This is a genomic window from Streptomyces sp. NBC_00557, from assembly GCF_036345995.1.
Taxonomy (GTDB): domain Bacteria; phylum Actinomycetota; class Actinomycetes; order Streptomycetales; family Streptomycetaceae; genus Streptomyces.
In genome coordinates this window covers 683,826-709,878 of sequence record NZ_CP107796.1, presented here as the reverse complement: position 1 = coordinate 709,878, position 26,053 = coordinate 683,826, and the positions used below count along the sequence as shown (strand labels likewise).

Annotated in this window: 21 protein-coding genes and 1 pseudogene; 9 read left to right on the top strand and 13 right to left on the bottom strand. The window is 73.2% G+C overall.

What is annotated here, in order from left to right; all coding sequences use genetic code 11:
* The first annotated feature begins 318 nt into the window (after positions 1-318).
* On the top strand, positions 319-1,170 hold the full coding sequence (locus tag OG956_RS02505) for a hypothetical protein (RefSeq protein WP_330336262.1): 852 nt from the start codon (positions 319-321) through the stop codon (positions 1,168-1,170).
* A gap of 159 nt (positions 1,171-1,329) precedes the next feature.
* Positions 1,330-4,704: a pyruvate carboxylase gene (locus OG956_RS02500; protein ID WP_330336261.1), complete on the top strand. Its 3,375-nt coding sequence runs from the start codon at positions 1,330-1,332 to the stop codon at positions 4,702-4,704.
* Positions 4,705-4,737: 33 nt separating this feature from the next.
* On the opposite strand, the gene OG956_RS02495 is transcribed toward OG956_RS02500, so the two are convergent.
* The 5 genes from OG956_RS02495 to OG956_RS02475 form a co-directional block, all read right to left on the bottom strand.
* Positions 4,738-5,190, bottom strand: a complete 453-nt coding sequence (locus OG956_RS02495; protein WP_330336260.1) for a hypothetical protein — start codon at positions 5,188-5,190, stop codon at positions 4,738-4,740.
* A gap of 93 nt (positions 5,191-5,283) precedes the next feature.
* Positions 5,284-6,060: a polysaccharide lyase family 7 protein gene (locus tag OG956_RS02490; protein WP_330336259.1), complete on the bottom strand. Its 777-nt coding sequence runs from the start codon at positions 6,058-6,060 to the stop codon at positions 5,284-5,286.
* A gap of 138 nt (positions 6,061-6,198) precedes the next feature.
* Complete coding sequence (locus OG956_RS02485; RefSeq protein ID WP_330336258.1) at positions 6,199-7,407, bottom strand: carbohydrate-binding protein; 1,209 nt, start codon at positions 7,405-7,407, stop codon at positions 6,199-6,201.
* 275 nt (positions 7,408-7,682) lie between these two features.
* Positions 7,683-8,114, bottom strand: a complete 432-nt coding sequence (locus OG956_RS02480) for a PaaI family thioesterase (RefSeq protein ID WP_330336257.1) — start codon at positions 8,112-8,114, stop codon at positions 7,683-7,685.
* A gap of 47 nt (positions 8,115-8,161) precedes the next feature.
* On the bottom strand, positions 8,162-8,377 hold the full coding sequence (locus tag OG956_RS02475; RefSeq protein ID WP_330336256.1) for a tautomerase family protein: 216 nt from the start codon (positions 8,375-8,377) through the stop codon (positions 8,162-8,164).
* A 234-nt stretch (positions 8,378-8,611) separates the two neighbouring features.
* Between OG956_RS02475 and OG956_RS02470 the strand changes: the two genes are divergently transcribed.
* The 3 genes from OG956_RS02470 to OG956_RS02460 all read left to right on the top strand — a co-directional run bounded on the left by OG956_RS02470 (position 8,612) and on the right by OG956_RS02460 (position 13,646).
* Entirely contained in the window at positions 8,612-9,484 is an 873-nt protein-coding gene (locus OG956_RS02470; RefSeq protein WP_330336255.1) for a helix-turn-helix transcriptional regulator, read from the top strand.
* A 293-nt stretch (positions 9,485-9,777) separates the two neighbouring features.
* The gene (locus OG956_RS02465) at positions 9,778-10,902 is read left to right on the top strand and encodes a GNAT family N-acetyltransferase (RefSeq protein WP_330336254.1); all 1,125 of its coding nucleotides are present in this window, start codon (positions 9,778-9,780) and stop codon (positions 10,900-10,902) included.
* Positions 10,903-11,006: 104 nt separating this feature from the next.
* Positions 11,007-13,646, top strand: a complete 2,640-nt coding sequence (locus tag OG956_RS02460; RefSeq protein WP_330336253.1) for a glycosyl hydrolase — start codon at positions 11,007-11,009, stop codon at positions 13,644-13,646.
* A 45-nt stretch (positions 13,647-13,691) separates the two neighbouring features.
* On the opposite strand, the gene OG956_RS02455 is transcribed toward OG956_RS02460, so the two are convergent.
* The 8 genes from OG956_RS02455 to OG956_RS02420 form a co-directional block, all read right to left on the bottom strand.
* Positions 13,692-13,946 carry an acetyl-CoA synthetase gene (locus OG956_RS02455; RefSeq protein WP_330336252.1) on the bottom strand — a complete coding sequence of 85 codons (255 nt, stop codon included), beginning with the start codon at positions 13,944-13,946 and terminating at the stop codon, positions 13,692-13,694.
* A gap of 40 nt (positions 13,947-13,986) precedes the next feature.
* A complete protein-coding gene (locus OG956_RS02450; protein ID WP_330336251.1) occupies positions 13,987-14,271 on the bottom strand; it encodes a hypothetical protein in 285 nt (94 codons plus the stop codon).
* Positions 14,272-14,333: 62 nt separating this feature from the next.
* Complete coding sequence (locus tag OG956_RS02445; protein WP_330336250.1) at positions 14,334-15,086, bottom strand: ABC transporter ATP-binding protein; 753 nt, start codon at positions 15,084-15,086, stop codon at positions 14,334-14,336.
* Between the two features lie 3 nt (positions 15,087-15,089).
* Entirely contained in the window at positions 15,090-16,697 is a 1,608-nt protein-coding gene (mdlC, locus tag OG956_RS02440; RefSeq protein WP_330336249.1) for a benzoylformate decarboxylase, read from the bottom strand.
* The gene (locus tag OG956_RS02435) at positions 16,694-17,524 is read right to left on the bottom strand and encodes an ABC transporter permease (RefSeq protein WP_330336248.1); all 831 of its coding nucleotides are present in this window, start codon (positions 17,522-17,524) and stop codon (positions 16,694-16,696) included. The genes mdlC and OG956_RS02435 overlap by 4 nt, the downstream gene beginning before the upstream one ends.
* Entirely contained in the window at positions 17,521-18,306 is a 786-nt protein-coding gene (locus tag OG956_RS02430) for an ABC transporter permease (RefSeq protein ID WP_330336247.1), read from the bottom strand. The genes OG956_RS02435 and OG956_RS02430 overlap by 4 nt, the downstream gene beginning before the upstream one ends.
* The gene (locus tag OG956_RS02425; RefSeq protein WP_330336246.1) at positions 18,303-19,271 is read right to left on the bottom strand and encodes an ABC transporter substrate-binding protein; all 969 of its coding nucleotides are present in this window, start codon (positions 19,269-19,271) and stop codon (positions 18,303-18,305) included. The genes OG956_RS02430 and OG956_RS02425 overlap by 4 nt, the downstream gene beginning before the upstream one ends.
* Before the next feature lie 171 nt (positions 19,272-19,442).
* On the bottom strand, positions 19,443-20,450 hold the full coding sequence (locus OG956_RS02420; protein ID WP_330336245.1) for a Ppx/GppA phosphatase family protein: 1,008 nt from the start codon (positions 20,448-20,450) through the stop codon (positions 19,443-19,445).
* 327 nt (positions 20,451-20,777) lie between these two features.
* Between OG956_RS02420 and OG956_RS02415 the strand changes: the two genes are divergently transcribed.
* The 4 genes and pseudogenes from OG956_RS02415 (at position 20,778) to OG956_RS02400 (ending at position 25,999) form a co-directional block, all read left to right on the top strand.
* Positions 20,778-21,956, top strand: a complete 1,179-nt coding sequence (locus OG956_RS02415) for an FAD-dependent oxidoreductase (RefSeq protein ID WP_330336244.1) — start codon at positions 20,778-20,780, stop codon at positions 21,954-21,956.
* A gap of 156 nt (positions 21,957-22,112) precedes the next feature.
* Positions 22,113-22,301, top strand: a pseudogene (locus OG956_RS02410) (inositol monophosphatase family protein); the annotation flags it as partial.
* Between the two features lie 43 nt (positions 22,302-22,344).
* Positions 22,345-23,700, top strand: coding sequence for an FAD-binding protein (locus OG956_RS02405; protein ID WP_330336243.1), 1,356 nt, complete (start codon positions 22,345-22,347; stop codon positions 23,698-23,700).
* Positions 23,701-23,833: 133 nt separating this feature from the next.
* Positions 23,834-25,999, top strand: coding sequence for a discoidin domain-containing protein (locus tag OG956_RS02400; RefSeq protein ID WP_330336242.1), 2,166 nt, complete (start codon positions 23,834-23,836; stop codon positions 25,997-25,999).
* Positions 26,000-26,053: the final 54 nt, after the last annotated feature.

The following is a 26,053-nucleotide window of genomic DNA, read 5'->3' as shown; positions in this document are numbered from 1 at the left end:
CGGCGGCTGTGCGAGGGGCCTGTACGGGAGGACGGATCCAAGGGGGCGGAGGTTGCCTCGCGGAGCCGGATTCCACCGCTGTGGAGCTGTGGGTCTTCCCACACCCCCGCGCCACCGCAATGGATCTTGACGCCCGCCGTCCGGCTCGCTGAACTGTCACCGATCGGGCCTCACCGACACAGAGGCGCACAGCGGGGGAGAGACCGGGCACATTACGGCCGGGGACGGCGGAACGACGCCCCGGCGACCGGGATGCCGGGACGTGAAGGGGGCGAGGGACATGACGGGGGAGCCGGAGGCGATGGGCTGCCGTGTCTCATGACGACTGAAGGGCGCATCGACTGGTGCCGCGCCCTGCTCGCACGGCTGACCCGGCTCACCGGGCGGACCCTGCGGGGCGAGTGGCACGCGATCGTCGTCGAACCGGTGCGGCGGCTCACCCGGCGCGGGCTGTCCGGACTGCTGCTGGCGTTCGTCGCCGCGTTCGGTGTCGTCTTCTTCCACGCCGTCGCCCAGCACCCGCTCGGCGCGCTGTGGGTGACCCGGCTCGGCGGCGTCAGGGCCGAGCTGCCGCTGTGGCTGTCGCTGCTGCGCACACCCGTGTCGCTGTACGTGCCGGCGCTCGACCTGCCCGTGTGGGCGGGCATCACCCAGCTGTTCCTCGCCTTCGCCTGGGCCGAGCTGGCCCTCGGCCGGGCCCGCACCCTGGCGATCGCCTACGCCACCACCGTGGCCGGCACGCTCACCGCCCGCGTGATGATCGCGCTGGGTCCCGGCTGGTGGGGCTTAGGGCTGCCGCACGCGGACGCGCAGGTGCTCGACACCGGACCGTCCGCGGCCGTCGTCGGCCTGTTCACCTATCTCTCGGTCGTGAAACGCGCGCCGGTGGTGTTCACCCTGACCGGCGGCTCGATGGTCTGGGAGTCCATCGCCGTGCCCAACCTGGCCGGCCGCGAGCATCTGATCGCCGTGGCCGCGGCCATCGTCCTAGGCCTGCTGCACGGCCGCCGCCCGCGCCCGCGGGCGTGCCTGCGCGCCCTCCTGGCCGTCCGGGACGGCGGCGCCGCGCCCGACATGCGGGCCGCGATCCCCGCCCCGACCGCGTCCGTGCCCGCGCGGACGGGCGCCGAACGGCCGAAGGACACGGCGATGACCTCCCTGGAACGCTGACCCCGACGCGCGGAACTGTGGCGCCGCACACCCCCTCGATGTGATGGTTTTCGCACAGGGACCCGCGCGGCCAGCCCCTAAGGTGGCCCGCGAGGTACGGCAGGGCGTGGCAGACACCATGGTGTTCCTCGCCGGCAGGGCAGCTGAAGGGAATCCACGATGTTCCGCAAGGTGCTGGTCGCCAACCGTGGCGAGATCGCGATCCGTGCGTTCCGGGCGGGCTACGAGCTGGGCGCGCGCACCGTCGCGGTGTTCCCGCACGAGGACCGCAACTCGCTGCACCGGCTGAAGGCCGACGAGGCGTACGAGATCGGCGAGCCGGGGCACCCCGTGCGGGCCTACCTCTCCGTCGAGGAGATCGTGGGCGCCGCCCGCCGGGCCGGCGCCGACGCCGTGTACCCGGGCTACGGCTTTCTGTCCGAGAACCCCGAACTCGCCCGCGCCTGCGAGGAGGCGGGCATCACCTTCGTCGGCCCGAGCGCGGCCACCCTGGAGCTGACCGGCAACAAGGCCCGCGCGGTCGCCGCCGCGCGCGCGGCCGGCGTGCCCGTGCTCGGCTCCTCCCAGCCCTCCACCGACGTGGACGAACTGGTGCGCGCCGCCGAGGAGATCGGCTTCCCGGTGTTCGTCAAGGCCGTCGCGGGCGGCGGCGGGCGCGGCATGCGCCGCGTGGAGGACCCCGCCCTGCTGCGCGAGTCCATTGAGGCCGCCTCCCGCGAGGCCGACGCCGCCTTCGGCGACCCGACCGTGTTCCTGGAGAAGGCCGTCGTCGACCCGCGCCACATCGAGGTGCAGATCCTCGCCGACGCCGAGGGCAACGTCATCCACCTCTACGAGCGCGACTGCTCCCTCCAGCGCCGCCACCAGAAGGTCATCGAGCTGGCCCCCGCCCCCAACCTCGACCCCGAGGTACGGCAGCGGATCTGCGACGACGCGGTGCGCTTCGCCCGCGAGATCGGCTACCGCAACGCGGGCACCGTCGAGTTCCTCCTCGACCCGGCCGGCAACCACGTCTTCATCGAGATGAACCCGCGCATCCAGGTCGAGCACACCGTGACCGAGGAGGTCACCGACGTCGACCTGGTCCAGGCCCAGCTCAGGATCGCCTCCGGCGAGACCCTCGCCGACCTCGGCCTCGCCCAGGACACCATCACCCTGCGCGGCGCCGCCCTGCAGTGCCGCATCACCACCGAGGACCCCGCCAACGGCTTCCGCCCGGACACCGGCCGGATCAGCGCCTACCGCTCCCCGGGCGGCTCCGGCATCCGGCTCGACGGCGGCACCACCCACGCCGGCACGGAGATCAGCGCGCACTTCGACTCCATGCTGGTCAAACTCACCTGCAGGGGCCGGGACTTCAAGGCCGCCGTGGGCCGGGCCCGGCGCGCCGTGGCCGAGTTCCGCATCCGCGGCGTGGCCACCAACATCCCGTTCCTCCAGGCCGTCCTGGACGACCCCGACTTCCAGGCGGGCCGGGTCACCACCTCCTTCATCGAGCAGCGCCCGCACCTGCTGACCGCCCGCTCCTCGGCGGACCGCGGCACCAAGCTGCTGACGTACCTCGCGGACGTCACGGTCAACAAGCCGCACGGCGAGCGCCCCGACCTGCTCGACCCCGTCACCAAGCTGCCGCCGCTGCCCACCGGCGAGCCCCCGGCCGGCACCCGCCAGCGGCTGGTCGAACTCGGCCCCGAGGGCTTCGCGCGGCACCTGCGCGAGTCACCGACCATCGGCGTCACCGACACCACCTTCCGCGACGCCCACCAGTCCCTGCTCGCCACCCGGGTGCGCACCAAGGACCTCCTCGCGGTCGCCCCGGTCGTCGCCCGCACCCTGCCGCAGCTGCTGTCCCTGGAATGCTGGGGCGGCGCCACCTACGACGTGGCGCTGCGCTTCCTCGCCGAGGACCCCTGGGAGCGGCTGGCCGCCCTGCGCGAGGCGGTGCCCAACATCTGCCTGCAGATGCTGCTGCGCGGCCGCAACACCGTCGGCTACACGCCGTACCCGACCGAGGTCACCGACGCCTTCGTGCAGGAGGCCGCCGCCACCGGCATCGACATCTTCCGCATCTTCGACGCCCTCAACGACGTCGGCCAGATGCGCCCCGCCATCGACGCCGTACGCGAGACGGGCACCGCGATCGCCGAGGTCGCCCTCTGCTACACCGCCGACCTGAACGACCCCGCCGAGCGGCTCTACACCCTCGACTACTACCTGCGCCTGGCCGAGCAGATCGTCGAGGCCGGCGCCCACGTCCTCGCGATCAAGGACATGGCGGGCCTGCTGCGCGCCCCGGCCGCCGCCAAGCTGGTGTCCGCGCTGCGCCGCGAATTCGACCTGCCCGTGCATCTGCACACGCACGACACCGCGGGCGGCCAGCTCGCCACCTACCTCGCCGCCATCCAGGCGGGCGCCGACGCGGTGGACGGCGCGGTCGCCTCCATGGCCGGCACGACCTCCCAGCCGTCGCTGTCGGCGCTGGTGGCCGCCACCGACCACTCCGACCGCCCCACCGGCCTCGACCTGCAGGCCGTCGGCGACCTGGAGCCCTACTGGGAGGGCGTGCGGAAGATCTACGCCCCGTTCGAGGCGGGCCTGGCCTCCCCGACCGGCCGCGTCTACCACCACGAGATCCCCGGCGGCCAGCTGTCCAACCTGCGCACGCAGGCCGTCGCCCTCGGCCTCGGCGACCGCTTCGAGGACATCGAGGCGATGTACGCCGCCGCCGACCGGATCCTCGGCCGCCTGGTCAAGGTCACGCCGTCCTCCAAGGTGGTCGGCGACCTCGCCCTGCACCTGGTCGGCGCCGGGGTCTCCCCGAAGGACTTCGAGGAGACCCCCGACCGGTTCGACATCCCGGACTCGGTGATCGGCTTCCTGCGCGGCGAGCTGGGCACCCCGCCCGGCGGCTGGCCCGAGCCGTTCCGCACCAAGGCGCTGCAGGGCCGGGGTGCGCCCAAGCCCGCGCCCGAGCTGTCCGCCGAGGACCGCGAGGGTCTCGCCAAGGACCGCCGCGCCACCCTCAACCGGCTGCTGTTCCCCGGCCCGACGCGGGAGTTCGAGACGCACCGGCAGAGCTTCGGCGACACCAGCATCCTGGACAGCAAGGCGTTCTTCTACGGTCTGCGGCCCGCCAAGGAGTACGCCGTCGACCTGGAGCCCGGCGTCCGGCTGCTGATCGAGCTGCAGGCCATCGGCGAGGCCGACGAGCGCGGCATGCGCACGGTGATGGCCACGCTCAACGGTCAGCTGCGGCCCATCCAGGTCCGCGACCGCAACGCGGCCACGGACGTGCCGGTGACGGAGAAGGCCGACCGGTCCAATCCCGGACACGTGGCGGCGCCGTTCGCCGGTGTCGTGACGCTCGCGGTGGCCGAGGGCGACGAGGTCGCCGCCGGCGCCACCGTGGCCACCATCGAGGCCATGAAGATGGAGGCCACCATCACCGCCCCGAAGGCGGGCCGGGTCTCCCGGCTGGCCATCAACCGCATCCAGCAGGTGGAGGGCGGCGACCTCCTGGCCGAACTCGCCTGACGAAGGCCTCGGCGCCTACCCGCTCCGCGGCGCTCAGTCCCAGAGCGGGTAGGTCATGACCTGCCGGAAGCCGTCGGGCCGGCCCTGCGCGTAGGTGAGGGTCATCAGCGTGTAGTGCCGCACGCCCGGCTGCTTCTTCCAGGGCTTGGGGTCCTGCAGCCGCACGGTCACCGGGTAGCCGTGGAAGTGGCCGGCCGCGCAGTACGGCTTGCAGTCGTTGACCATGTTCACGCCGGTGGCCGTCGCCGCGTCCGGGCTCCACTGCTTCCAGTGGAGCCCCATGAGCCGGCTGTTGCCGTCGCCGCAGGCCAGGATGAAGTCGGTGGGCCGCACGTTCGTGTGCCACGTGCAGTCGACCAGGACGGGGCGCGGGGCGTCGGTCCGGGCGGCCGCGGTCGGCGGACTCGCCGAGGCCGTGGTCATGGCGGCCGTCAGAAGGGCGCCTGCCGCGAGCGTGATCGCCGTCCCCATCACTGATCCGCGCATGGTCGCTCCCGCCGTCGTGCTCTGTCCTGGCGCGTGCACCCGACGCTACGACCGTCCGGCCCTTTCCACCAGTCGCGCAGGTCGGGGCGTGTGTCAGCCGTGCTTGACGGTCAGGCCGTAGAACGCGACGCGGGCGCCGTTCGTCGTGCTGTCCGAGGAGGACTGGTTGTAGGAGCCGGCCTTGAAGTACTGCTTGTACTGCTGGAACGACGACGGGATGCCGTAATGGGTGGTGGTGCCGTCGACGGTCAGGTCGATCGTGTTCCCGCCGGAGACGGCGATGGTGTAGCTCCAGGTCTTGCCGATCGACACGTGCCCCACGGTGTGCGTGGTCTGTCCGCCGGACGGGGAGTTCTCGGTGCCGAGGACGATGTCGCCGTTCGCGTGGTAGTACAGCTCCAGCAGCGGCTTGGTGGAGGAGCCGCCGCTGCCGAGGTGGATCTGCCCGACGCACACGTTCTTGGTCACGGACACCACGCGCAGGGTCGCGCTCATCCGGTGCGAGCCGGACAGCGCCCAGTCGGCGGGGCTGCCGTCGCGGTTCATCTCGCGCAGCTCGGAGCGGGCGTAGTTCGAGTTCGGGGTCGTCACGCCCTTCTCGGGCGCCCAGAAGGTCATGGCGCCGTCACGGGTGTCGGTGTAGAAGTACGCGTCCTGGTAGCCGTTCGCGCTCTGGAGCCGGGACGACGGGATGGTGGTCGGACTGCCGGGGGAGCCGACGGGCTCCTGCAGCTCCCAGACGGACAGGTCGAAGTTGCCGCCGGGCGCGACGCGGGGGTCGGCGGCGAGCGCGCTGGGGCCGCCGAACAGCGCGAGGGCGAGGGCGAGGCCCGCGGCGGCCGGCGCCGCGAGCAGTCGTGATCGGGTCATGTGGGGGGTCCCTTCTCCGGACCGATGCCGAACCGGTCTTCTGACCGAAGGATGCGTTCAGCATGATGAACAATGAACGCATCCTTGGTCGTCGGTGACCCGAGAAGCTAGAGGTCTGAACCAGACACGTCAAGAGGTTCAGCAGGAGCCCTCGTCCTGCCAGGGACCCCATTCCGAGGCGCCGGGCACCTCGTTCTGGGTCCACCACTTGGCCTTCCAGTTGTGCTTGTCGTACGAGACCTCGTTCCCCTGCGTGTACACGGCTGTGGAGCTCCATGCGGGCTTGCAGGAGGCCGGCGTCGGCGTGGGGGTCGGCGTCGGCGTCGTGGTGGGCGGGGTGGCGCCGGCGAACTTCACCGCGTATTTGGCGAAGTCCCAGTCGCCCTGCGCCACGCTGGAGCACGTGCCGGACGTACGGCCCCCGTTGTCGGGCGGGCTGCACTGCCGGTCGCGGTTCAGGGACCAGAACGTGAAGCGGTCCATGTTGTGGTTCGTCGCGTAGTCCAGCACCGTCTGGAAGTCGGACTGGGTGAAGATCTCGCCCGTGTCGCTGCGGCCGTTCATGCCGGAGAAGCCCTCGTGGGCGTACGCGGTCGCCTGGTCCCAGCCGAAGGTCGACTGCAGGATCGCGTTGAAGTTGGTCAGCGCGCTGGTCTGGCTCGCCGCGCCGTTGAAGCCGCCGTCGAACGGCATGATGGAGAAGTTGTTCGGCGTGAAGCCCTGGGACTTGGCCTCCAGCAGCATCTGCTTGCCGAACCAGCCGGTGCCGTCCGCCGTGCCGGCCGTCGTGACCGAGACGTACAGGCCCGGGTTGTTCTGCTGGAGGATCTTGGCCGCGCCGATCTCGTTCTTGATGGCCGCGGTGTTCTCGTACTCCGGCTCCTCCAGGTCGAAGTCGATGGCGTGCAGCCCGTACTTGGTGATGACCTGCTGGTACGCCGCCGCGGTGGACGCCGCGTCCGCGCAGGCCTGCCCGAGCTTCGTGCCGCCGTAACCGCCGATGGAGACCGATACGTCGCCGCCCTTGGCGCGGATGGTGTTGATCATCGACTGCACGGCGGTGTCCGAGGAGACGGACGCGGTGCCGCCCCAGGTGGGCGAGCAGCCGCCGCCGTTCGGGGCCAGGACGAAGGCCAGTTGGAAGGCCTTCAGGCCGGTGGCGTCCATGATGGCGGCCGGGTCCGGCGGGTCGTTGTCCAGCGGCATCAGATAGGGGGCGGCGGCGTACCAGCGATTGCTCAGCGCCGTCGTCGCCCCCGAGGCGTTGCTCGCGACGAGCGCGGTCGTGCCCGCGGCGGCGAGCGTGACGGCCGCCGCCGCGCCCAGACATGCCCGGAGAGGTCTCACTGCGTACCTCCAGAGGGTGGGGGTGGGGAGGTCCCCAGGTGGGGGGAGCCCCACCCTCCGGGAGCTGTTGGGGTCACGTCAATAAGTTGGACTAGACCAACGCGAGCTTTGGACTAGACCATACGATTCCTTTACTGCTGCTCGACCAGTCGCAGGGTGAAACCCCGGTCCAGCGGACGGCCGGGCACGGCACACGGCGCGAGCGCCGGGCCCGGTCCGCGGCACGGCGAAGGCCGGCCCCCGCAGCACGGGGACCGGCCTTCGTCTGCGGCCGCTCAGCCGCCGGTCTTGCGCAGCACCATCTGGGTCTGGGTGGTCTGGCCGACCAGCCGGTCCCGGTCGTCGCGCAGGTCCGTCTGCATCACGATGAGCGTGCCGCCGAGATGCAGCGGCCGGGCGGTGGCCACGACATGCCCGGCGGTGACCGCCCGCAGGAAGTTCGTCTTGGACTCCACCGTCGACGTACCGGCCGCGCCCTCGGGCAGGTTCAGATACGCGCACACCGCGCCGACGCTGTCCGCGAGGGCCATCAGCGCCCCACCGTGCAGGACGCCGCCCGCGGTGCACGCCTCGGGCGACCAGGGCAGCGCGCCGACGACCCGTTCTGCCGTGGCCTCGCGCAGTTCGACGCCCAGCCCGGCCGCGAACGGCATCGCGGCCAGCAGCTCGGCGGGCTCGGGGACGGCGCGCGGGGAGGTGGTCGACATCAGGTACCGCCTTTCGTGAGAGCCGCGATCACCGGGCAGTGTGCCAGTCAGTCCCCGGCAGGCTCCTGGAGCATGGCGAGTTTCAGGACACCCCCGCCGATGCCCCAGCCGCCGTCCGGGACCTCCTCCACCAGGACCATGGTCCCGGCGCGGGACCGCTCGCCGTAGATCTCGACGTACAACTCGGTCGTACGGGTGACGATCAGCTCCTTCTGCTCCTCGTCCAGACTTCCGGCGGGCACCTTGAAATTCGCGAACGGCATGGGGTCTTTCCTTGGTCGAGTGGGTGTCAGGTCGAGTGGGTGCAGGGGGAACGGGGCGGCGCCGACCGCCGGGTGATCGTCTCCTGAGCGGCATGAGGGGTCTCCTGCCGGACGAGGCGGTGCGGTGCGTTCCCCCTCAGCCTGGGCCCGCGCGCACCGGCCGGCCACGGCTGCGCTCACCCTGGGGCCGGCAACCCCTGGCTGCGCCCGCGCGAAGACGCGACCATGGACGGCGTGAACCATGCCGAACTGGCCGCCTTCCTGAGATCCCGGCGCGACCGGGTCCGCCCCGCCGACGTCGGCCTGCCCGCGGGCCCCCGCCGCCGGGTGCCGGGCCTGCGCCGCGAGGAGGTGGCCCGGCTGGCCGGTCTGTCGGCCGACTACTACACCGAGCTGGAGCGGGGCCGCGGCGCCCAGCCCTCCACTCAGGTCCTGGCCGCCCTCGCCCGCGCCCTGCGGCTCGGCGGCGACGAACGCGATCACCTGTTCCATCTCGCCGACCGCCCCCTGCCCGCCCTCGCGTCCGGGCCCACCGCGCTCGTCCAGCCCGCCCTGCTCGGCCTGCTGGACCGGCTCACCACCACACCGGCCCAGATCATCACCGACCTGCACGAGACGCTCGTGCAGAACCCCCTCGCCGTGGCGCTCCTCGGTGAGATGCCGACCGGACACGGGCCCCACCGGAGCTTCGTGTACCGCTGGTTCACCGACCCCGCCGCCCGGGGCATCTACCCGGCCGAGGACCATCCGCACCACTCCCGGGTGTTCACCGCCGACCTCCAGGCGGTCGCCGCCCGGCGCGCCAAGGACTCCGACGTCACCCGGCTCGTGGCCGCGCTGCGCCGGCGCAGCGCGGAGTTCGCCGAACTGTGGGAGCAGCGGGAGGTGGCGCTGCGCCGCACCGACCACAAGCGCATCGTGCACCCCTCGCTCGGCGTCATCGAACTGGACTGCCACAGCCTGTTCAGCGAGGACGGCCGCCAGCGGCTGCTGTGGTTCAGCGCCCCGCCCGGCACCGAGGGCGCCGCCCAGCTTGAGCTGCTCTCGGTGATCGGCAGCCAGGACCTGAGTACCATGCCGGACCGGCCGGAACGCCGCCCCCACTGAGGCCCGCCGGCCCCGGGCGGGAACCGGAGTTGTCACGATGTCGGCAGACCCGTGGCGGATCATCCGGCGCCTGAGGCACCCTTGACAGTGTGCGTACTGTTTCGCGACGTTTGAGCGGTCGCGCGCGGAGGGGAACTTTTGCGCACATCGGAACCAGTGGCAGGACGCGCCCGGCGCGTCATGGGGGGAGCGGTCGCCCATGCGATCCATGAGCCATGATCCACACGCCTCACCGGCCTGTGCCGCCGTCGGCACACCGCTCGCGGAGCCTGGGGAAGGGCGGTCGAACTGAGGTGGAGATCACCATCCACAGACCCGGTGAGCTGACGCCCGAGCTGCGCGCGGCCTGGCATCGCGCGATGGACGCGTCGCCCGAGTACTCCAACCCCTTCCTCGCACCGGAGTTCGCGGCGGGCGTCGGCCGGTACCGGCGCGGGGCCCGGGTCGCGGTGCTGCGCGAGGGCGCAGAGCCCGCCGGGTTCTTCCCGTACGAGCGGGGGCCGTTCGGCACCGGACGGGCCATCGCGCTCGGACTGTCCGACTGCCAGGCCCTCGTGCACCGGCCCGGGTTCACCTGGGACGCCGGGGAACTGCTGCGGGCCTGCGGGCTCAGCATCTTCGAGTTCGACCATCTCGTGCAGGAGCAGCGGCCGTTCGCCCCGCACGTCACCGGCACCTTCGCCTCACCGGTGATCGACGTGAAGCCCGGCGACGGCGGCTATCCCGAATGGCTGCGCGGCACCTACCCCGGACTGGCCAAGACCACCCTCAAGAAGGAACGGCGGCTCGGCCGGGACGTCGGCGAGGTGCGCTTCGAGTTCGACGAACGCGACCCGGAGATGCTGCGCACCCTCATGCGGTGGAAGTCCGCGCAGTACCGCAGGACCGGCCGCATGGACCGGTTCTCCCGGCCGTGGATCGTCGGCCTCGTCGACCATCTCTTCCGCGTCCGCGAGGAGCACTTCACCGGGGTGCTGTCCGTGCTGTACGCGGGCGACCGGCCGGTCGCGGCCCACTTCGGCCCCCGCTCCAGCACGGTGCTCGCGGCCTGGTTCACCGCCTACGACCCCGAACTCCACTACTACTCACCGGGGTTGATGATGCATCTGCGGACCGCCGAGGCGGCGGCCCGGCACGGGGTGACCCTCGTCGACCTCGGGCGCGGCGACAAGGAGTACAAGGACTGGCTGAAGACCCGCGAGCTGCGGGTCGCCGAGGGCTTCGCGGCCCGCCCGCACCCGGTGGCGCTGGCCCACCGGCTGTGGCGCAGACCGGTCCGCGGGCTGCGCAACACGGTCAACGCCCATCCCCGGCTGCGTGATCCGGCCGACCAGCTGCTGAAGACGGTGGGCAGATGGCGCACCCAGACGGTCGCCGCCGCCTCGCCCGGCCGGAGGAAGCACCTCCCGGACCGGTAGGTACTGGCAGGTTCTCGTCAAGATTTCGCCAAGCGGCGGACGTGTGCGCGCCCACATGATCGGGTCTCCCGTGTCAGCTGTCGCTGCACTCCGGGAGGCCCCTGGTGTCCGTACCAACCCACAGAAGACGGTGGTTCACCGTCTGCGCGCTCGCCGCGTCCGCCGCACTCGTCGCGATACCCCCGTCCGCCGCCACCGGGCGCTCCACGAGCCCCTTCGGTGTCCGTGTCCTCGGCCAGCTCGCCAAGGAGCGCGCGCAGTCGGCCGGCGCCATGACGCCGCATGTCGCGGCGGACGACGACGACGGCAACGAGGCGGACGAGATCGCCGAGGGCGCGGACCAGTACGCCGAGGCCCGCACCTCGCCGGGCGTCGTGGCGCCGGGCGCGTACGGCGCCGCCTGGCGCGACCTCAACGGCCTGAGGTCCACGGGCGGGCACTGGCGGAACATCACGGATCTGCCGTACAACTCCGACGACCCGCGCTACCGCGACATCGACTCCAACTCGAGCGGCGGCAGCGGCAACGTCACCGGCCGGATGGCGGCGCTGGCCGCCGACGACGACGGCTATGTCTACGCGGGCAGCGCCGGCGGCGGCGTGTGGCGCTCGCGCACCGGAGGCGGCCACTGGCAGCCCATCAGCGACCGGCTGCCCACCCAGTCCACCGGCGCCCTCGCCCTCGACGGCAAGGGCCGGCTGTGGCTCGGCACCGGCGAGGCCACCACCAACGCCGACGCCTACCTCGGCAGCGGCGTCTACGTCCTCACCCACCCGCACCACGGCGCCTTCACCACCCGCAGCCGGGTCGGCGGCGACGAGCTGGAGAGCACCACCATCCACGAGCTGCGCTTCGGCGGCGACACGGTGTGGGCGGCCACCAGCGAGGGCGTCTGGAGCCACTCCACGAAGAAGCTGAGCGGCCCCTGGAAGCTTCAGTACGCGCCCAACCCCGACTATCTGCCGGGCGGTTCGAAGGCCGACGACCCGAGCGCGCCGTACAAGAACATCGCCAACGACATCGCGATCGACCCCAAGGACCCCTCCAAGGTGGTCCTCGCCGTCGGCTGGCGCAGCGGCGACGACTACAACGGCTTCTTCACCAGGGTGAACGGCGCCTGGACCCGGATCACCAGCGGCCTCGGCGACCTCCCGGCCGACCCGGACGACGTCGGCAACGTCACCTTCGCCCGCTCCGCCGACGGCTCCCGCTACTACGCCATCGACCAGTCCCCGGAGCAGCTGAGCAGCAACCCGGACAGCGGCCTTGAGGGCATCTACGTCTCCAAGTCCGGCTCGCCGACCGGCCCCTGGACGAAGATCGCCGACTACAAGGGCCTGGCCGCCGACAACTCGGCGCTGACCACGGCCGGTTACATGCCCGGCGTGCAGGCCTGGTACAACCAGTTCCTCGCCGTCGACCCGAGCGACCCGCAGCACGTGTACGCCGGCCTGGAGGAGGTCTACGAGACCAAGGACGGCGGCGCCGACTGGTCGACGGTCGGCCCGTACTGGAACTTCACCTTCTCCTGCTGGAACATCGACCCGGCCAAGCAGACCGGCGACTGCAACCCCACCACCCACTCCGACCAGCACGGCGTCGCCATCGGCCGCTACCACGGCAAGAGCTTCGTGTACGTCGGCAACGACGGCGGCGTCTACAAGCGCCCGGTGAACGGCTCGCAGGACGCCTCCGGCCACGCCACCGACTGGACCTCCCTCAACGACGGCACTATCGACACCCTCCAGTACTACTCCGTCGGCATCGGCAGGGACCGTGACCACGGCGGTCTCTCCGTCACCGGCGGCCTGCAGGACAACGGCCAGTCCATCCTGCGCAGCAACGACACGGTGATGGGCTCCAACTTCGGCGGCGACGGCGGCGACACCCTCGCCGACCCCGCCAACGGATGCAACATCGCCGAGGAGTACGTCTACCTCGCGGTCCAGGTCACCCAGAACTGCGCGGTGAACGACGGCAGCTGGACCACCGACCCGAGCAAGGCCACCTCGTACTCCGTCGCCCCGCCCGACAACGCCACCAGCGAGGCCCGCTTCATCGCCCCGCTCGCGGCCGACATGAAGGACGGCAACACCTGGGTGGCCGGCGGCCGGCACATCTGGGTCCAGAGCCACGGCTACGCCATCCGCAGCGGCAAGGAGTGGACCAGCGTCCACGACTTCGGCGCCGGCCGGGTCGCGACCGCCGTCGCCGCCTCCGGCGGGAAGATCTACGCCGCCTGGTGCGGCCCCTGCAACAACCAGGGCTTCGCCCGTGGCATCGCCGTCGGCAACGCGGACGGCACCGGCTGGCACGACATCAGCCTGCCGGCCGACGGTACGGTGCCCAACCGCTACCTGAGCGGCTTCGCCGTCGACCCGAAGAACGCCGACCACGTCTTCCTCGCCGTCAACGGCTTCTCCCGGCACTGGACCGAGGGCCCCGGCGCGGGCGTCGGCCACGTCTTCGAGTCCACCGACGGCGGCACCACCTGGAAGGACATCTCGGCGAACCTGCCCGACGTGCCCGCCGACTCGGCGCTGGTGACGGCGGACGGCGGCCTGGCCGTCGCCACCGACCTCGGCGTCGTCTACCGGGCGCCGGGCCGCACCGCCTGGCAGCGCGTCGGCAGCCTGCCGGCCGTCGCCGTCCTCCAGCTCAAGACGAGCCCGGACGGCGGCACGCTGTACGCCGCCACGCACGGCCGCGGCATCTACACCGTCAAGGTGTGCGACCTGCGCTGACCGGCCCCGCCGCAACAGGAGGGGTGGCTCCCGGGCCTTCGGGGGTCACCCCTCCCGCGCGTACGGCACCACGTCCAGGTCCAGCGTGAAGACCGGGCGCGCGGCCCCCGCCAGATCCGGCGCCTTGGCCGCCGCCGTGACCTGTGCCGTACCACCCCGGGTGCCCGCACAGCGCAGGCTGGCGTGCGCGGTGCCGTCCGCGTCCACCCGCCAGCCGGACGCCACCACGAGCGCGGGCGCCGAACTGAGCACGCCGGTCCACCGCTTGTCGTCCAGACGCGGCCGCAGGGTGAGGGTCACCTCCGTCCCGGGACGCACACACAGCCGGCGCCGGACCGGGTCACCCGGGGCCACGGCCACCGCCGCGTGTCCGGCCGCACAGGACCCGGCCGGCCCGGACGAGGGGGTCGCCGACCGCTCGGCGGACGCCGAACCGCTCGGCGAGGGCGACGGCGAGGGCGACGGCGAGGCGCTCGGCGACGGGGAGCCGCCCCGCGGCGCCGACGCGCGGGCCGAGGGCGCCGGCCGCGCCGGCCGGTCCCCGGACGCTCCGGCGCCGGCACCCGCACCCCGGCCCGCCGACGCCCCGCACCCCGCGAGTACGACGATCGCGGCGATCGCACATCCACCGGCCCACCACCGCATGCCAGCCACCTCCCGGCCCGTTGGTACGCCTTCCAGCATGCCTCAGCCGCGGCCGCGGACCGCCCGTCCCACCTCCGTGCGCAGCTTCACGAACCCGGGCAGGCTCCGGGTGGTCAACTGGTCGCGTTCGGCGGGCAGGTCGACCGGCAGGTCGAGGACGATGCGGGAGCCGGGGCCGGGGGAGAGGACGACGACGCGGTCCCCGACGTACACGCTCTCGTCGATGTCATGGGTGACGAACACGATGGTCGTGCCCTCGGCCCGGTGCACCTGGAGGAGCAGGTCCTCCAGGTCCTCGCGGGTGCCGGCGTCCAGCGAGCCGAACGGCTCGTCCATGAGCATCAGGGAGGGCCGGCACACCAGCGCGCGGGCGATGGCCACCCGCTGCTGCATGCCGCCCGACAGCTCGCGGGGACGGCGCCGGGCCACGTCGCGCAGGCCGACCCGGCCGAGGATCGTCTCGGCCTCCGCCCGGCGGGCCGCGCGGGACAGGCCCCGGCGGCGCAGCGGCAGGGCCACGTTGTCGCGCACGGTGAGCCAGGGCAGCAGCGAGCGGCCGTACTCCTGGAAGACGACCGCGAGCCGGTCCGGGACGCCGGTCACCGGCGTCCCGTCGATCGTGACCGTTCCCTCCTGCGCGGGCAGCAGCCCGGCGACCGTGCGCAGCAGCGTGGACTTGCCGCATCCGGAGGGCCCGACCACGCTGAGCAGCTGTCCGTCGGGCACGGTCAGGCTGATGCCGTCCAGGACGCGGGTGTCGCCGAAGCGCCGGCTGACGGAGTCGAGGCGCAGCATCTCTCACCCGGCCCAGGGTTCGTACAGCGTGCCCGCGCTCCCGGCGACCCGCACATGCAGCAGGAAGGGGCCCGTGTCGTCGCCCCGGCCCAGGGCGTGGTCCAGGGCGGCCGGCAGCTCCTCGGGGTGCTCGGCGCGCGCCGCCGGGCAGCCGAAGGACCGAGCGAGCGCCGCGAAGTCGATGCCGGTGATGTCCGTGCCCGGGACCGGCGCGACGCCGATCCGCCGGCCCAGCGCGCGGACGGCCGCGTATCCGCCGTTGTCCAGCAGGACGTAGGTGACCGGGGCCGTGTGCCGGGCCGCGCTCCACAGGGCCTGCACCGAGTACAGAGCCGAGCCGTCGCCGGCCACGCACACCACCCGGCGCCGGCCGGCCAGCGCCCGGCCCACCGCGAGGGGCAGGCCCCAGCCGAGGGCCCCGCTGCCCGTGGTGAGGAAGCCGCCGCCCGCCTCGACGGGCACGCGCGCGTGGAGCGTGTCGCGGTGGCTGGGCGCCTCCTCGACCAGCACCCGGTCGCGCGGCAGCCGGGCGCTGAGCAGGTCGAAGAACCGCTCCGGGGTGATGTGCCCCTCGGCGCGGGCCGGGACGGGGGCAGGGCGGGGCGGCGGCGGGTCGCGGTCGGGCTCCTTCAGCAGCCCGGTGAGCCGTTCCAGGGCGGGCCGCAGGGTGGTGACGATGCTGGTGCCGGTGGGCAGCCAGGCGGCCTGGCCGGGGTCGCAGTCCAGGTGGAAGAGTTCGGTGCCGGGTGCGAGCGGCGGGCCGTCGTCCGCGACGTGGTAGGTGAACACCGGCGTGCCGAGGGCCACCACCACGTCGTACGGGGCGAGCCGCGCGGCCAGGGGGCGGGCGATCGGCGGCAGGAACCCCTGGAACAGCGGGTGCGACTCCGGGAACCCGGAGCGGCCGGAGAGCGGGCTGATCCACACCCCGGCCCGGATCCGCTCGGCCAGCGCCCGGACGAGCTCCAGCGCGTCCTCGTCGTCCACGCCGGGGCCCACCACGAGCGCCGGGCGTGCGCAGGCGTCCAGCCGGGCGGCGAGCGCGTCGAGGGCGCCGGGGCCGGCCGTGAAGCCCGAGTGCACCGTGCGGGGCGCGACGGGCTCGGCGGGCCGGTCCCAGTCGTCCTCGGGCACGGAGACGAACACCGGGCCGCGCGGATGGGTCATGGCGATCCGGTACGCCTCCGCGAGCACCGCCGGCACGTCCTCGGCCCGCTCCGGCTGATGGGCGTACTTCACGTACGGGCGCGGGAACAGGGCCGGTTCGTCGGCGCCGAGGAAGGGCCGCAGCCGGATCAGCGAGCGCGCCTGCTGTCCCGCCACGACCACCAGCGGCACCCGGTCGCGGAAGGCGTTGAACACCGCGCCGAGCGCGTGCCCGACCCCGCCGGCCGAGTGCAGGCTGACGAGGGCGGCCCGCCGGGTGCCGAGCGCGTGCCCGGCCGCCATGCCGACGGCGACGGACTCCTGCAGGCCGAGCACATAGGTGAAGTCGTCGGGCCAGTCGCGGAACATCCGCAGTTCCGTGGAGCCCGGATTGCCGAACACCGTGGTCATGCCGGTGTCCCGTAAGAACCGTACGACCGCCTCGCGGACCGTGGCCGTGGTCATGCCGTCCTCCCCGCGGACGTCCGGGTGCCGACGAGCCGCTTCTCGACCGCCAGCAGCGTGGTGTTGAGGAGATACCCGAGCGCACCGAGCAGCAGCAGCGCGGCCCACACGGTGAGCAGGTCGGAGCGCGTCTGGGCGTCGGTGAGCGTGAAGCCGATGCCGTTGTCGCTGCCCGGCAGCAGCTCGGAGAAGACCATCAGGACGAGGCACAGCGACAGGCTGAGCCGGAGCCCCGCGAAGATCCGGGGCAGCGCGGAGGGCAGGATCAGGAACCACAGCCGTTCGGGCGCCGTCAGCCGCAGCACCGCCGCCGCCTCCAGCCGCAGCGGGTCGGTGGCCCGGGCGCCCTCGGCCGAGTTGATCAGCACCGGCCATACGGCGCTGAACACGATCGACGCCACCTGCATGGGGGTGCCGAAGTCGAAGACGACCACGAACACCGGCACCAGCGCGGGCGGCGGCACGGCACGCGCGAACTGGAGCACCGGGTTGCACAGCGCGTACGCCCGCCGCGAGCGGCCCACCGCGGTCCCGAGGGCGGTCCCGGCGACGGCGGCGAGCGCGAACCCCGCCGTCATCCGGCCGAGGCTCGGCAGGATGGTGTCGACGGCGGCCGGCGTGAGGAACAGATGACCTGCGGGCCCGGAGAACCACAGGGCGCGGGCGTGCCGGGCGATCCTGAGCGGCGGCGGGAAGTAGACGCTGCCTTGCGCACGGGCGGCCAGCTCCCAGCAGGCGACGGCGACGAGGAGGACCGTCCAGCGCAGCAGGAAGGGGACGGCGGTGGCGCGGGGTGGCCTGGACGCGTCCCCGTGTGTCCGTGTCATGGCCGGCTCCGCTCGGGGCGGGGTTCCTGGGCCCAGGCGAACAACCGCCGTTCGGCGCCGACCAGGACGCCGTTGATCACCAGTCCGAGGGCACCCGCCCACACCACTCCGGCCAGCACGTCCCGGGTGCCGTCCGTCTCCGTCTGGGCCTGGGCGATGAAGATGCCGAGGCCCTGGCCGAAACCGGAGAGGATCTCCGTCGCCACGGCCAGGATCAGGGCCACCGCGGCCGAGATCCGCACGCCGGCGGCGATGAACGGGGCCGTCGCCGGCAACTCCACCCGCAGCAGCACCGCGAGCCGCCCGAACCCGAACGCGCGCAGCGTGTCCTTGGCCAGCGGGTCCGTCTCACCGAGGCCGTAGAGGGTGTTGAACAGCACGGGCCACAGCGAGGCGTACGCGATGAGCGTCACCTCGGTCCGGGCGCCGGAGCCGAGCAGCAGCGACACCAGCGGGATCAGCGCGACGGACGGCAGCGGGCGCAGGAACTCGATCACCGCGCGTACGGCGGCCTCCACGACCGGCACCGAGCCCAGCAGCAGCCCCAGCGGCACGGCGATCGCGCAGGCGAGCCCGAGGCCCAGCGCCCACGCGCGCAGGGTCACCCCCACCCCGTCGAGGAAATCCGCATCACCGGCCAACCGGGCGGCCCGGGCGACGACCTCGGAGGCGGGCGGCAGATAACTGCGCCGTACGATCCCGGCCCGGGCGACCGCCTCGCAGAGCCCGAACGCGCCCGCCGCGCCGAGCAGGCCGAGGAACACTTCCTGACGTCGTGTCATTTCACCAGCAGCGGAGCCGGATCGATGTCCTTCTTCAGCATGCCCTGAGCGCGCATCAGCCGGATGAGCCGGTGCAGTGCGGACGGGTCGGCGGTCGGCGGGTAGCCCGGCAGATGGATCGACCCGGACTGGTCCGCGGTCACACGGGCGTACTTGGGCAGCTCGGCGCGGACCGCCGCCGGATCGCCGGCGGCGAGCCTGGAGGCCGCCTCGACGGCGCGCCGGAAGCCCGCGGCGGCCTTCGGGTTCTTCTTCACGAAGCCGGCCGTGGTGACGTATCCGCTGGCGGGAAGGCCGCGCGCGGGCCCCGACCCGCCGTCCAGCAGCACCCGGGCACCGAGCTCGCCCTGGACGGCGGTGTCGAAGGGCTCGACCACGTGGGCCGCGTCCACCTGGCCCTTCTGCAGGGCGGGGCCCATCTGCGGGAAGAGGATCTGCCGGTAGACGGGCCGTCCGGCGTGCCGGGCGTCGAGGATCGCGTTCAGGGTCAGCGACTGGATGTTGTTGAGGACGGCGACGGCGACCTTCTTGCCCGCCAGGTCCGCGGGGGACTTCAGCGGGGAGTCCTTGGGCACGAGGATGTCCATCATGTGCGGGACGATCCGGACGCCTTCGGCGAGGATGCGCAGGTCCAGGGTGCCCTTCTCGTACGCCTGGAAGTAGGTGACGTAGTTGGCGCTCGCGATCACGTTCACCTGGCCCCTGAGCAGCGCGGGCAGCGCCTGGATGCTCTGCTGCACGGGCTGGATCCGCACGTCCAGGCCCTCCTTGGCGAACAGCCCGCGGTCGCGGGCCAGATAGAGGGCGGCGGAGTCGGCGAGGGGCAGCGCCGCTACGGTCAGCCGCGTCCGTCCGTCACTGGAGTGCGCGGTGCCGCCGCTGTCGCAGCCCGCGAGGAGCAGCGCCGCGGCGGCGACGAGCGCGGCGAGCCGTGTGGTTCCCGATCGTGGTCGACGTAAAGGCATAGGGGCATGCCTACCCGGCATTTGTCATGATCGCTACAGATGGAGGCGTGTCGTTCCGGGGGCTGTTGTTCCGGGAGCTTCGCCCGGCGGCTTCTGCGGACGGGTGATCCGCCCGGCGGGGGCCGCCGCGAAGACGTCGGCGGCCCCCGCCGGGCTGCTGCTGATGGTCCGTCAGGCCGGTGGGATCGCTATGCGGAGGGGCGCCGGTGCGGGCGGTGCCGTCGGGTCGGTGGCCTCGGTGATGTCCGTCCACCAGTCGGCGCCGTCCTCGATGTACCGCAGCAGCACGCCTTCGCGGATCGCCCAGGGGCAGACCACGGCCCCGCGCAGCCCCATGAGCTTCAGCGCCGTGTGCCCGACGACCGCTCCGGCCAGGCTCTGCTCGGCGCGCGGCGCGGAGATCCCCGGCAGCTGGGCCCGCTCGGCGGCGGGCAGCGCGGCGAGCTGGCGGACCGCCTCGCGCAGGTCCCGGCAGCGCATCTCCCGCCGCACGAACGGGCCGTACCGCCCCGGCGCCGCCCCGCACAGCCGGCCGAGCTGCTGGAACGTACGGGAGGTGACCGCGGCGGTGCGCGGCCGCTCCCAGCGGATCCGCGAGGCCACGTCCCGCAGCTCGTGGCGGATGCGGCGGCGCAGCTCCTTCAACTCCTCCCGCTGCGGCGGGTCCTGGGCGCCGAAGTACTCCTGGGTGAGCCGCCGCGCGCCGAGCGGCAGGGACGCGGCGAAGTCGGGCAGCCGGCCCCGGCCGAAGGCCACCTCCAGCGAACCGCCGCCGATGTCGAGCACCGCGAGCGGGCCGGCGTGCCAGCCGAGCCAGCGCCGGGCGGCCAGGAACGTCAGCTCCGCCTCGGTCTCACCCGGCAGGGTGCACATGCGGACCCCGGTTCCGGCCGCCACCCGGCGCAGCAGCTCCTGCCGGTTCGGGGCCGCGCGCACCACGGCGGTGGCGAAGGCCATGGGCCCCGAGGCATGCCAGCGCCGGGCGGTCGCCCCCGCCGCGGCCACCGCCTTCACCAGCGCCTCGACCGCCTCGTCGGCGATGGTGCCGTCCGGACCGACGTGTTCGGACAGGCGCAGCTTCCACTTGACGGTGTGCACCGGCAACGGAACGCCCCCCTCCACGTCCGCGATCACCAGTCTCACCGTGTTCGATCCGGCATCCAGCACACTCACCCGCATGGCCGGGAAGTACCCAATCCACCGGCGATCACCCGTCGCACGGGGGGCGCGCCTGCGCACCGCACCCCTGTGCCATGCGCCCGAGGGGCGGAACGCGGCGGTCCGGCGGCGAGCCGCGCAGGGGCCGGGACGCTTTCCCGGCCCTGCCGGACTCCCCCGCGACACCGCGAACGTCGGTTCTCCACCCGGCGCCCTCGGTGCCTGCCCGTACCCTGTCCGGATCTCGGCCCCCACCCCGCCGCCGGGCCCGCCGCTGCCCTTAGATGGGCAACGACCGGATGGACAGGGCCGGACGGGGACGGCCGTGGTCGGCGCGAGGAGCGGCAGTTGAGCGGGACGGGCGCGACGAGGGTACTGGTGATCGGCGGCGGCATCGCGGGGACCGCGGCCGCGCTCGGGCTGCACAAGGCCGGATACGACGTCACGGTGTACGAGGCGCACCCCGACTCCGCCGAGGACATCGGGGCGTTCCTGACCCTGGCGAGCAACGGCATGCGCGCCCTCGCCCAGCTCGACGCCGCGGACGCCGTCACCGCCGTCGGTTTTCCGCTGACTTCGCTGCGGCTGCTCGACGGCGACGGCACCGAGCTGACGCACGCACCGCTCGGCGAGGTCGCCGACCCCGCACTGCGCTACCGCTGTCTGCGCCGCGGCGAGCTGAACGCGGCCCTGCAGGGCGAGGCGGCCCGGCGAGGCATCCGGGTGCGCCACGGTGCCCGGCTGACCGGCGTCACGGACGGCCCGCACGGCGTCACCGCCCGGTTCGCCGACGGCGGCACCGCCCACGCCGACCTCCTGCTCGGCGCCGACGGCCTGAACTCCACGGTGCGGCGCATCCTCGCGCCCGGCGCGCGGCCCGCGTACGCGGGCCAGCGGATCTTCTACGGCTACTCGGGCGGCACCGTCGCCGACGGCACCGGCGTGATCACCTTCGTCCGGGGCGCCGAGACCACCTTCGGGTACGCGGCGTCGCCCGCCGGGCAGACGTACTGGTTCGCCCGCGTGAGCACCGAGGCGCTGCCCGCCGGCGGCTCCCCGCACCATGCCGCCTGGCGCGAGGAGCTGCTGCCGCTGCTGCACAAGGACTGCGCGCCCGCCGCGGACGTCGTCGCCGCCTCCGAGGGTGCCGTCATGGTCACCAACGCCACCGAGATGCCGCTCGGCGCGCTGTGGCACAGGGGGCGCACCCTGCTCATCGGCGACGCCGCCCACGCGGCCTCCCCGGCGACCGGCCAGGGCGCCTCGATGGCCCTGGAGGACGCCGTCGTCCTCGCCAAGGCGCTGCGCGACCTGCCCGACGCCGCGTCCGCGTTCGCCGCGTACGAACGGCACCGACGCCCCCGGGTGGAGCACAACATCACCGTCAGCGGCGGCCTGTCCCGCGGCACGCGCAGCCCGTCCCGCCCGGCTCCCGCCGTGTCCCGCCCCATGGAGCCGGACGAGGCGCTGATCCGCCAACTGGCCTGGGACAGCCCGCTGCCCGCGGCCCCGCCCGAGCGGCCCTGACACCGGGCGCCGAGCCGGACGCGGGCGTGAAAGTGCAAGAGGCGGGGCACGGGAGTCCATTGCCGGGGCGGCCGCCGGGGCCGGATCGTTCCGTGCGACCGGCCCTTCGGAACCCCGGCACCAAGCGACTCCCCAGCAGAGCGGGCGGCGACCGACGGCGACCTGCGCGACAGCGTGCACTTCGCGGCCGGGACCGCCCTGTGCCGGGCGGCCGGCTGCACGGTGACCGGCCTGCACGGCGAACCCGTGCTCGGCGGTGCGAACGGCCTCGTCGCGGCGGCCCACGCCGGGACCCGCGCAGCCCTGCTGGACCTCGTCAAGTGCCAGACGCACCAGGCCGGTTGACGGCGTCCTCGACGCCCGCCGGGCCGTCTGGTGTGATGCCCGCATGACCCTGGCCCACGAGCTCACCGCCCGCTTCGGCCCCGCCCTGGACACCCGCCCGGAGATCCTGGGCGCGTGCGCGCAGGACTTCGGGCACATCGTGCGGGAGACGCCGCTCGGCGTCCTGCGCCCGCGCTCCGCCGCCGAGATCGGGCGGCTGCTGCGCTTCGCCGGACCCCGCGGCATCCCGGTGGGCGTGCGCGGAGGCGGCCACTCGCTGTACGGCCAGGGGCAGGCGGGCGGCGGAATCGTGCTGGACCTGCGGGCGCTGAACCGGATCGGCGCCGTGACGGACGACCAGGTCACCGTGGAGGCGGGCGCCCTGTGGCGGGAGGTGCTGGCCGCCACCCTGCCGTACGGCCGCACCCCGCCGGTGCTGACCGACTACCTCGGCGCGGCCGTCGGCGGTGTGCTGTCGGCGGGCGGACTCGGCGGCGCCGGCCACCGGCACGGCCTGGTCGCCGACCAGGTGCTGGAACTGGAGGTGGTGACCGGGTCGGGCGAGCACCGGGTCTGCTCTCCCGGCCGGGACCCCGGCCTGTTCCACGCCGTGCTCGCCGGGCTCGGCCAGTGCGCCGTCATCGTGTCCGCACGTCTGCGCCTGGTCCCCGCCCCCGCCCGCGTCCGCCGCTACTGCCTGTACTACGCCGGCCTCACCCGCTGCCTCGCCGACCAGCGGCGGCTGGCCGAGGAGCAGCGCTTCGCCTATCTGGAGGGGCAGGTCCGGCTCGCCGACGACGCGGGCCGGCGCTACATGATCGAGGCCGTCGCGCCGCACGACGGTAGCCGCCCGCCCGACGACGCGGCCCTCCTCGACGGACTCGCGCACGACCCCGCCGCCGTGGAGGCGGAGGACCTGGCCTACGGCGAGTTCGCCCATCGTGTGGACACCGACGAGGAGGTGCTGCGGGAGACGGGGGAGTGGCTGCATCCGCACCCCTGGCTGAATCTCCTTCTCCCGCACGACGGCGCCGAGTCCGTCGTCCGCGCCGTCGTCGCCGACCCGGGCTTCCGCGACCTGCGCGACCGAGGCCTCGTCCTGCTGTACCCGCTGCTGTCCAGCCGGCTGCGGGCGCCCCTGTTCAGCCGTCCGTCCGGTGAAGTCCTGTATCTGTTCGCCCTGTTGCGCACCGCTCCGCCCGGCCGCCCCGAGACGGTCGCGGCGATGGTGGCCGCCAACCGCGCCGCGTACCGGCTCGCCCGGTCCCGGGGCGCGGTCGCCTATCCCGTCAACGCGCTGCCCATGACGGACGCCGACTGGCGGGACCACTACGGCCGCCGCTGGGGCGCCTTCGCCGAGGCCAAACGGCGCCACGACCCGCATCTGGTGCTCGGCCGGGGACACGGGCTGCGGTTCTGAGGCCCGGGCCCGGCGGCTCTTGAGGTTTTCGGCTCCCGAAGGCTTGCCGTCCGCTTGCCTCACCACTTAAATCAAAACCTGAACTAAGCCCAGAGACCGGGTCGTTGGTCTCGTATTCCCCGGGAGCCGCCAGATGAGAAGCCGCACACGACCAGGACACCTGGGTGTCGCGCTGGCCGCCATGGCCGCGCTGATCACCCTGCCCCTCGCCCACACCCCGGCCGCAGCCGCAGCCGCCGCCCAGACCTGCGACACGGCCAACGCCGCCCAGGGCAGGCCCGCCACCGCGTCCTCCACGGAGAACGCCGGCACCCCTGCCTCCGCCGCCTTCGACGGCAACACCACCACCCGCTGGTCCAGCCAGTTCTCCGACCCCCAGTGGCTCCAGGTCGACCTCGGCGCGGTGAAGGACCTGTGCTCGATCGACCTGAACTGGGAGACCGCCTACGGCAGGGACTTCCAGCTGCAGTCCTCCACCGACGGACAGAACTGGACCACCCTCAGGACCGTCACCGGCGCGACCGGCGGCACGGCGTCCTACGGCGTCAGCGGCTCCGGCCGGTACGTCCGGATCTACGGCACCGCACGCGGCACCGGGTACGGGTACTCCCTGTGGGAGGCCGCCGTGCACACCACGGCCACCGGCGGCACCGGGCCCATCCAGGGCGGCGGTGACCTCGGCCCGAACGTCATCGTCGTCGACCCCTCCACCCCGAACCTCCAGCAGAAGTTCGACGACGTCTTCAAGCAGCAGGAATCGGCCCAGTTCGGCACCGGCCGCTACCAGTTCCTGCTCAAACCGGGCACCTACAACGGCATCAACGCCCAGATCGGCTTCTACACCTCCATCTCCGGCCTCGGCCTGAACCCCGACGACACGCAGATCAACGGGGACGTCACCGTCGACGCCGGCTGGTTCAACGGCAACGCCACGCAGAACTTCTGGCGCTCGGCGGAGAACCTCGCCGTCAAGCCCTCGGGCGGCACCGACCGCTGGGCCGTGGCGCAGGCCGCGCCCTTCCGCCGCATCCACGTCGAGGGCGGCCTCAACCTCGCCCCGAACGGCTACGGCTGGGCCTCCGGCGGCTACATCGCGGACTCGAAGATCGACGGCACGGTCGGCCCCTACTCCCAGCAGCAGTGGTACACCCGCGACAGCTCGGTCGGCGGCTGGACCAACGGCGTGTGGAACATGACGTTCTCCGGCGTCCAGGGCGCACCCGCGACCAACTTCGACAGCGGCCCGTACACCACCCTGGACACCACGCCGGTCTCCCGCGAGAAGCCGTTCCTGTACCTGGACGGCAGCGACTACAAGGTGTTCGTCCCCGGCAAGCGCACCAACGCCCGGGGCGTGTCCTGGCCGAACACCCCGGGCACCTCCCTCCCGCTCGACCGGTTCTACGTGGTCAAGCCCGGAGCGACCGCCGCCACCATCAACGCGGCCCTCGCCCAGGGCCTCAACCTCCTGTTCACCCCCGGCATCTACCACCTCGACCGGACGATCGAGGTGACCCGCCCCGACACCGTCGTCCTCGGCCTCGGCCTCGCCACCCTGGTCCCGGACAACGGCATCGACGCCATGCACGTCGCCGACGTGGACGGCGTCCGGCTCGCCGGGCTCCTCATCGACGCCGGACCGGTCAACTCCGACACGCTGCTGCGCATCGGCACGCCCGGCTCCACAGCCGACCACTCCGCCGACCCCACCACCGTGCAGGACGTGTTCTTCCGCATCGGCGGCGCCGGACCCGGCCTCGCCACCAACTCGCTCGTCGTGAACAGCAACAACACCGTCGTCGACCACACCTGGATCTGGCGCGCCGACCACGGCAGCGGCGTCGGCTGGGACACCAACCGCGCCGACTACGGTCTGAGGGTCAACGGCAACGACGTGCTCGCCACCGGCCTGTTCGTCGAACACTTCAACAAGTACGACGTCTACTGGAACGGCGAACGCGGCCGGACGATCTTCTTCCAGAACGAGAAGGCGTACGACGCCCCGAACGCCGCCGCCATCACCCACGACGGCATCGTCGGCTACGCGGCCTACAAGGTCGCCGACTCCGTCACCACCCACGAGGCCTGGGGGCTCGGCAGCTACTGCAACTACACCGCCGACCCGTCGATCGTCCAGACCCACGGCTTCCAGGTGCCGGTGACCAGCGGCGTCAAGATGCACGACCTGCTGGTGATCTCCCTCGGCGGCAACGGCCAGTACGCCCACGTCGTCAACAGCACCGGCGCGCCCACCTCGGGCACGAGCACCGTCCCGTCCAAGGTGACGTCGTTCCCGTGATCAGGCGCTGAACAGCGGCCCGCGGGGTTTCGACCGCGCGCCGGGTGCAACACG

Coding starts and splice junctions, on each gene's coding strand:
- OG956_RS02445 (WP_330336250.1), bottom strand. CDS start 15,086: ATGCTGCGCCTCGACTCCGTCAGCCGGCGCTTCGGCGACACCCGCGTC.
- OG956_RS02500 (WP_330336261.1), top strand. CDS start 1,330: ATGTTCCGCAAGGTGCTGGTCGCCAACCGTGGCGAGATCGCGATCCGT.
- OG956_RS02435 (WP_330336248.1), bottom strand. CDS start 17,524: ATGACACGGACACACGGGGACGCGTCCAGGCCACCCCGCGCCACCGCC.
- OG956_RS02405 (WP_330336243.1), top strand. CDS start 22,345: ATGACCCTGGCCCACGAGCTCACCGCCCGCTTCGGCCCCGCCCTGGAC.
- OG956_RS02480 (WP_330336257.1), bottom strand. CDS start 8,114: ATGTCGACCACCTCCCCGCGCGCCGTCCCCGAGCCCGCCGAGCTGCTG.
- OG956_RS02425 (WP_330336246.1), bottom strand. CDS start 19,271: ATGCCTTTACGTCGACCACGATCGGGAACCACACGGCTCGCCGCGCTC.
- OG956_RS02505 (WP_330336262.1), top strand. CDS start 319: ATGACGACTGAAGGGCGCATCGACTGGTGCCGCGCCCTGCTCGCACGG.
- mdlC (WP_330336249.1), bottom strand. CDS start 16,697: ATGACCACGGCCACGGTCCGCGAGGCGGTCGTACGGTTCTTACGGGAC.
- OG956_RS02475 (WP_330336256.1), bottom strand. CDS start 8,377: ATGCCGTTCGCGAATTTCAAGGTGCCCGCCGGAAGTCTGGACGAGGAG.
- OG956_RS02490 (WP_330336259.1), bottom strand. CDS start 6,060: ATGACCCGATCACGACTGCTCGCGGCGCCGGCCGCCGCGGGCCTCGCC.
- OG956_RS02495 (WP_330336260.1), bottom strand. CDS start 5,190: ATGCGCGGATCAGTGATGGGGACGGCGATCACGCTCGCGGCAGGCGCC.
- OG956_RS02400 (WP_330336242.1), top strand. CDS start 23,834: ATGAGAAGCCGCACACGACCAGGACACCTGGGTGTCGCGCTGGCCGCC.
- OG956_RS02430 (WP_330336247.1), bottom strand. CDS start 18,306: ATGACACGACGTCAGGAAGTGTTCCTCGGCCTGCTCGGCGCGGCGGGC.
- OG956_RS02420 (WP_330336245.1), bottom strand. CDS start 20,450: ATGCGGGTGAGTGTGCTGGATGCCGGATCGAACACGGTGAGACTGGTG.
- OG956_RS02450 (WP_330336251.1), bottom strand. CDS start 14,271: ATGTGCGATCGCCGCGATCGTCGTACTCGCGGGGTGCGGGGCGTCGGC.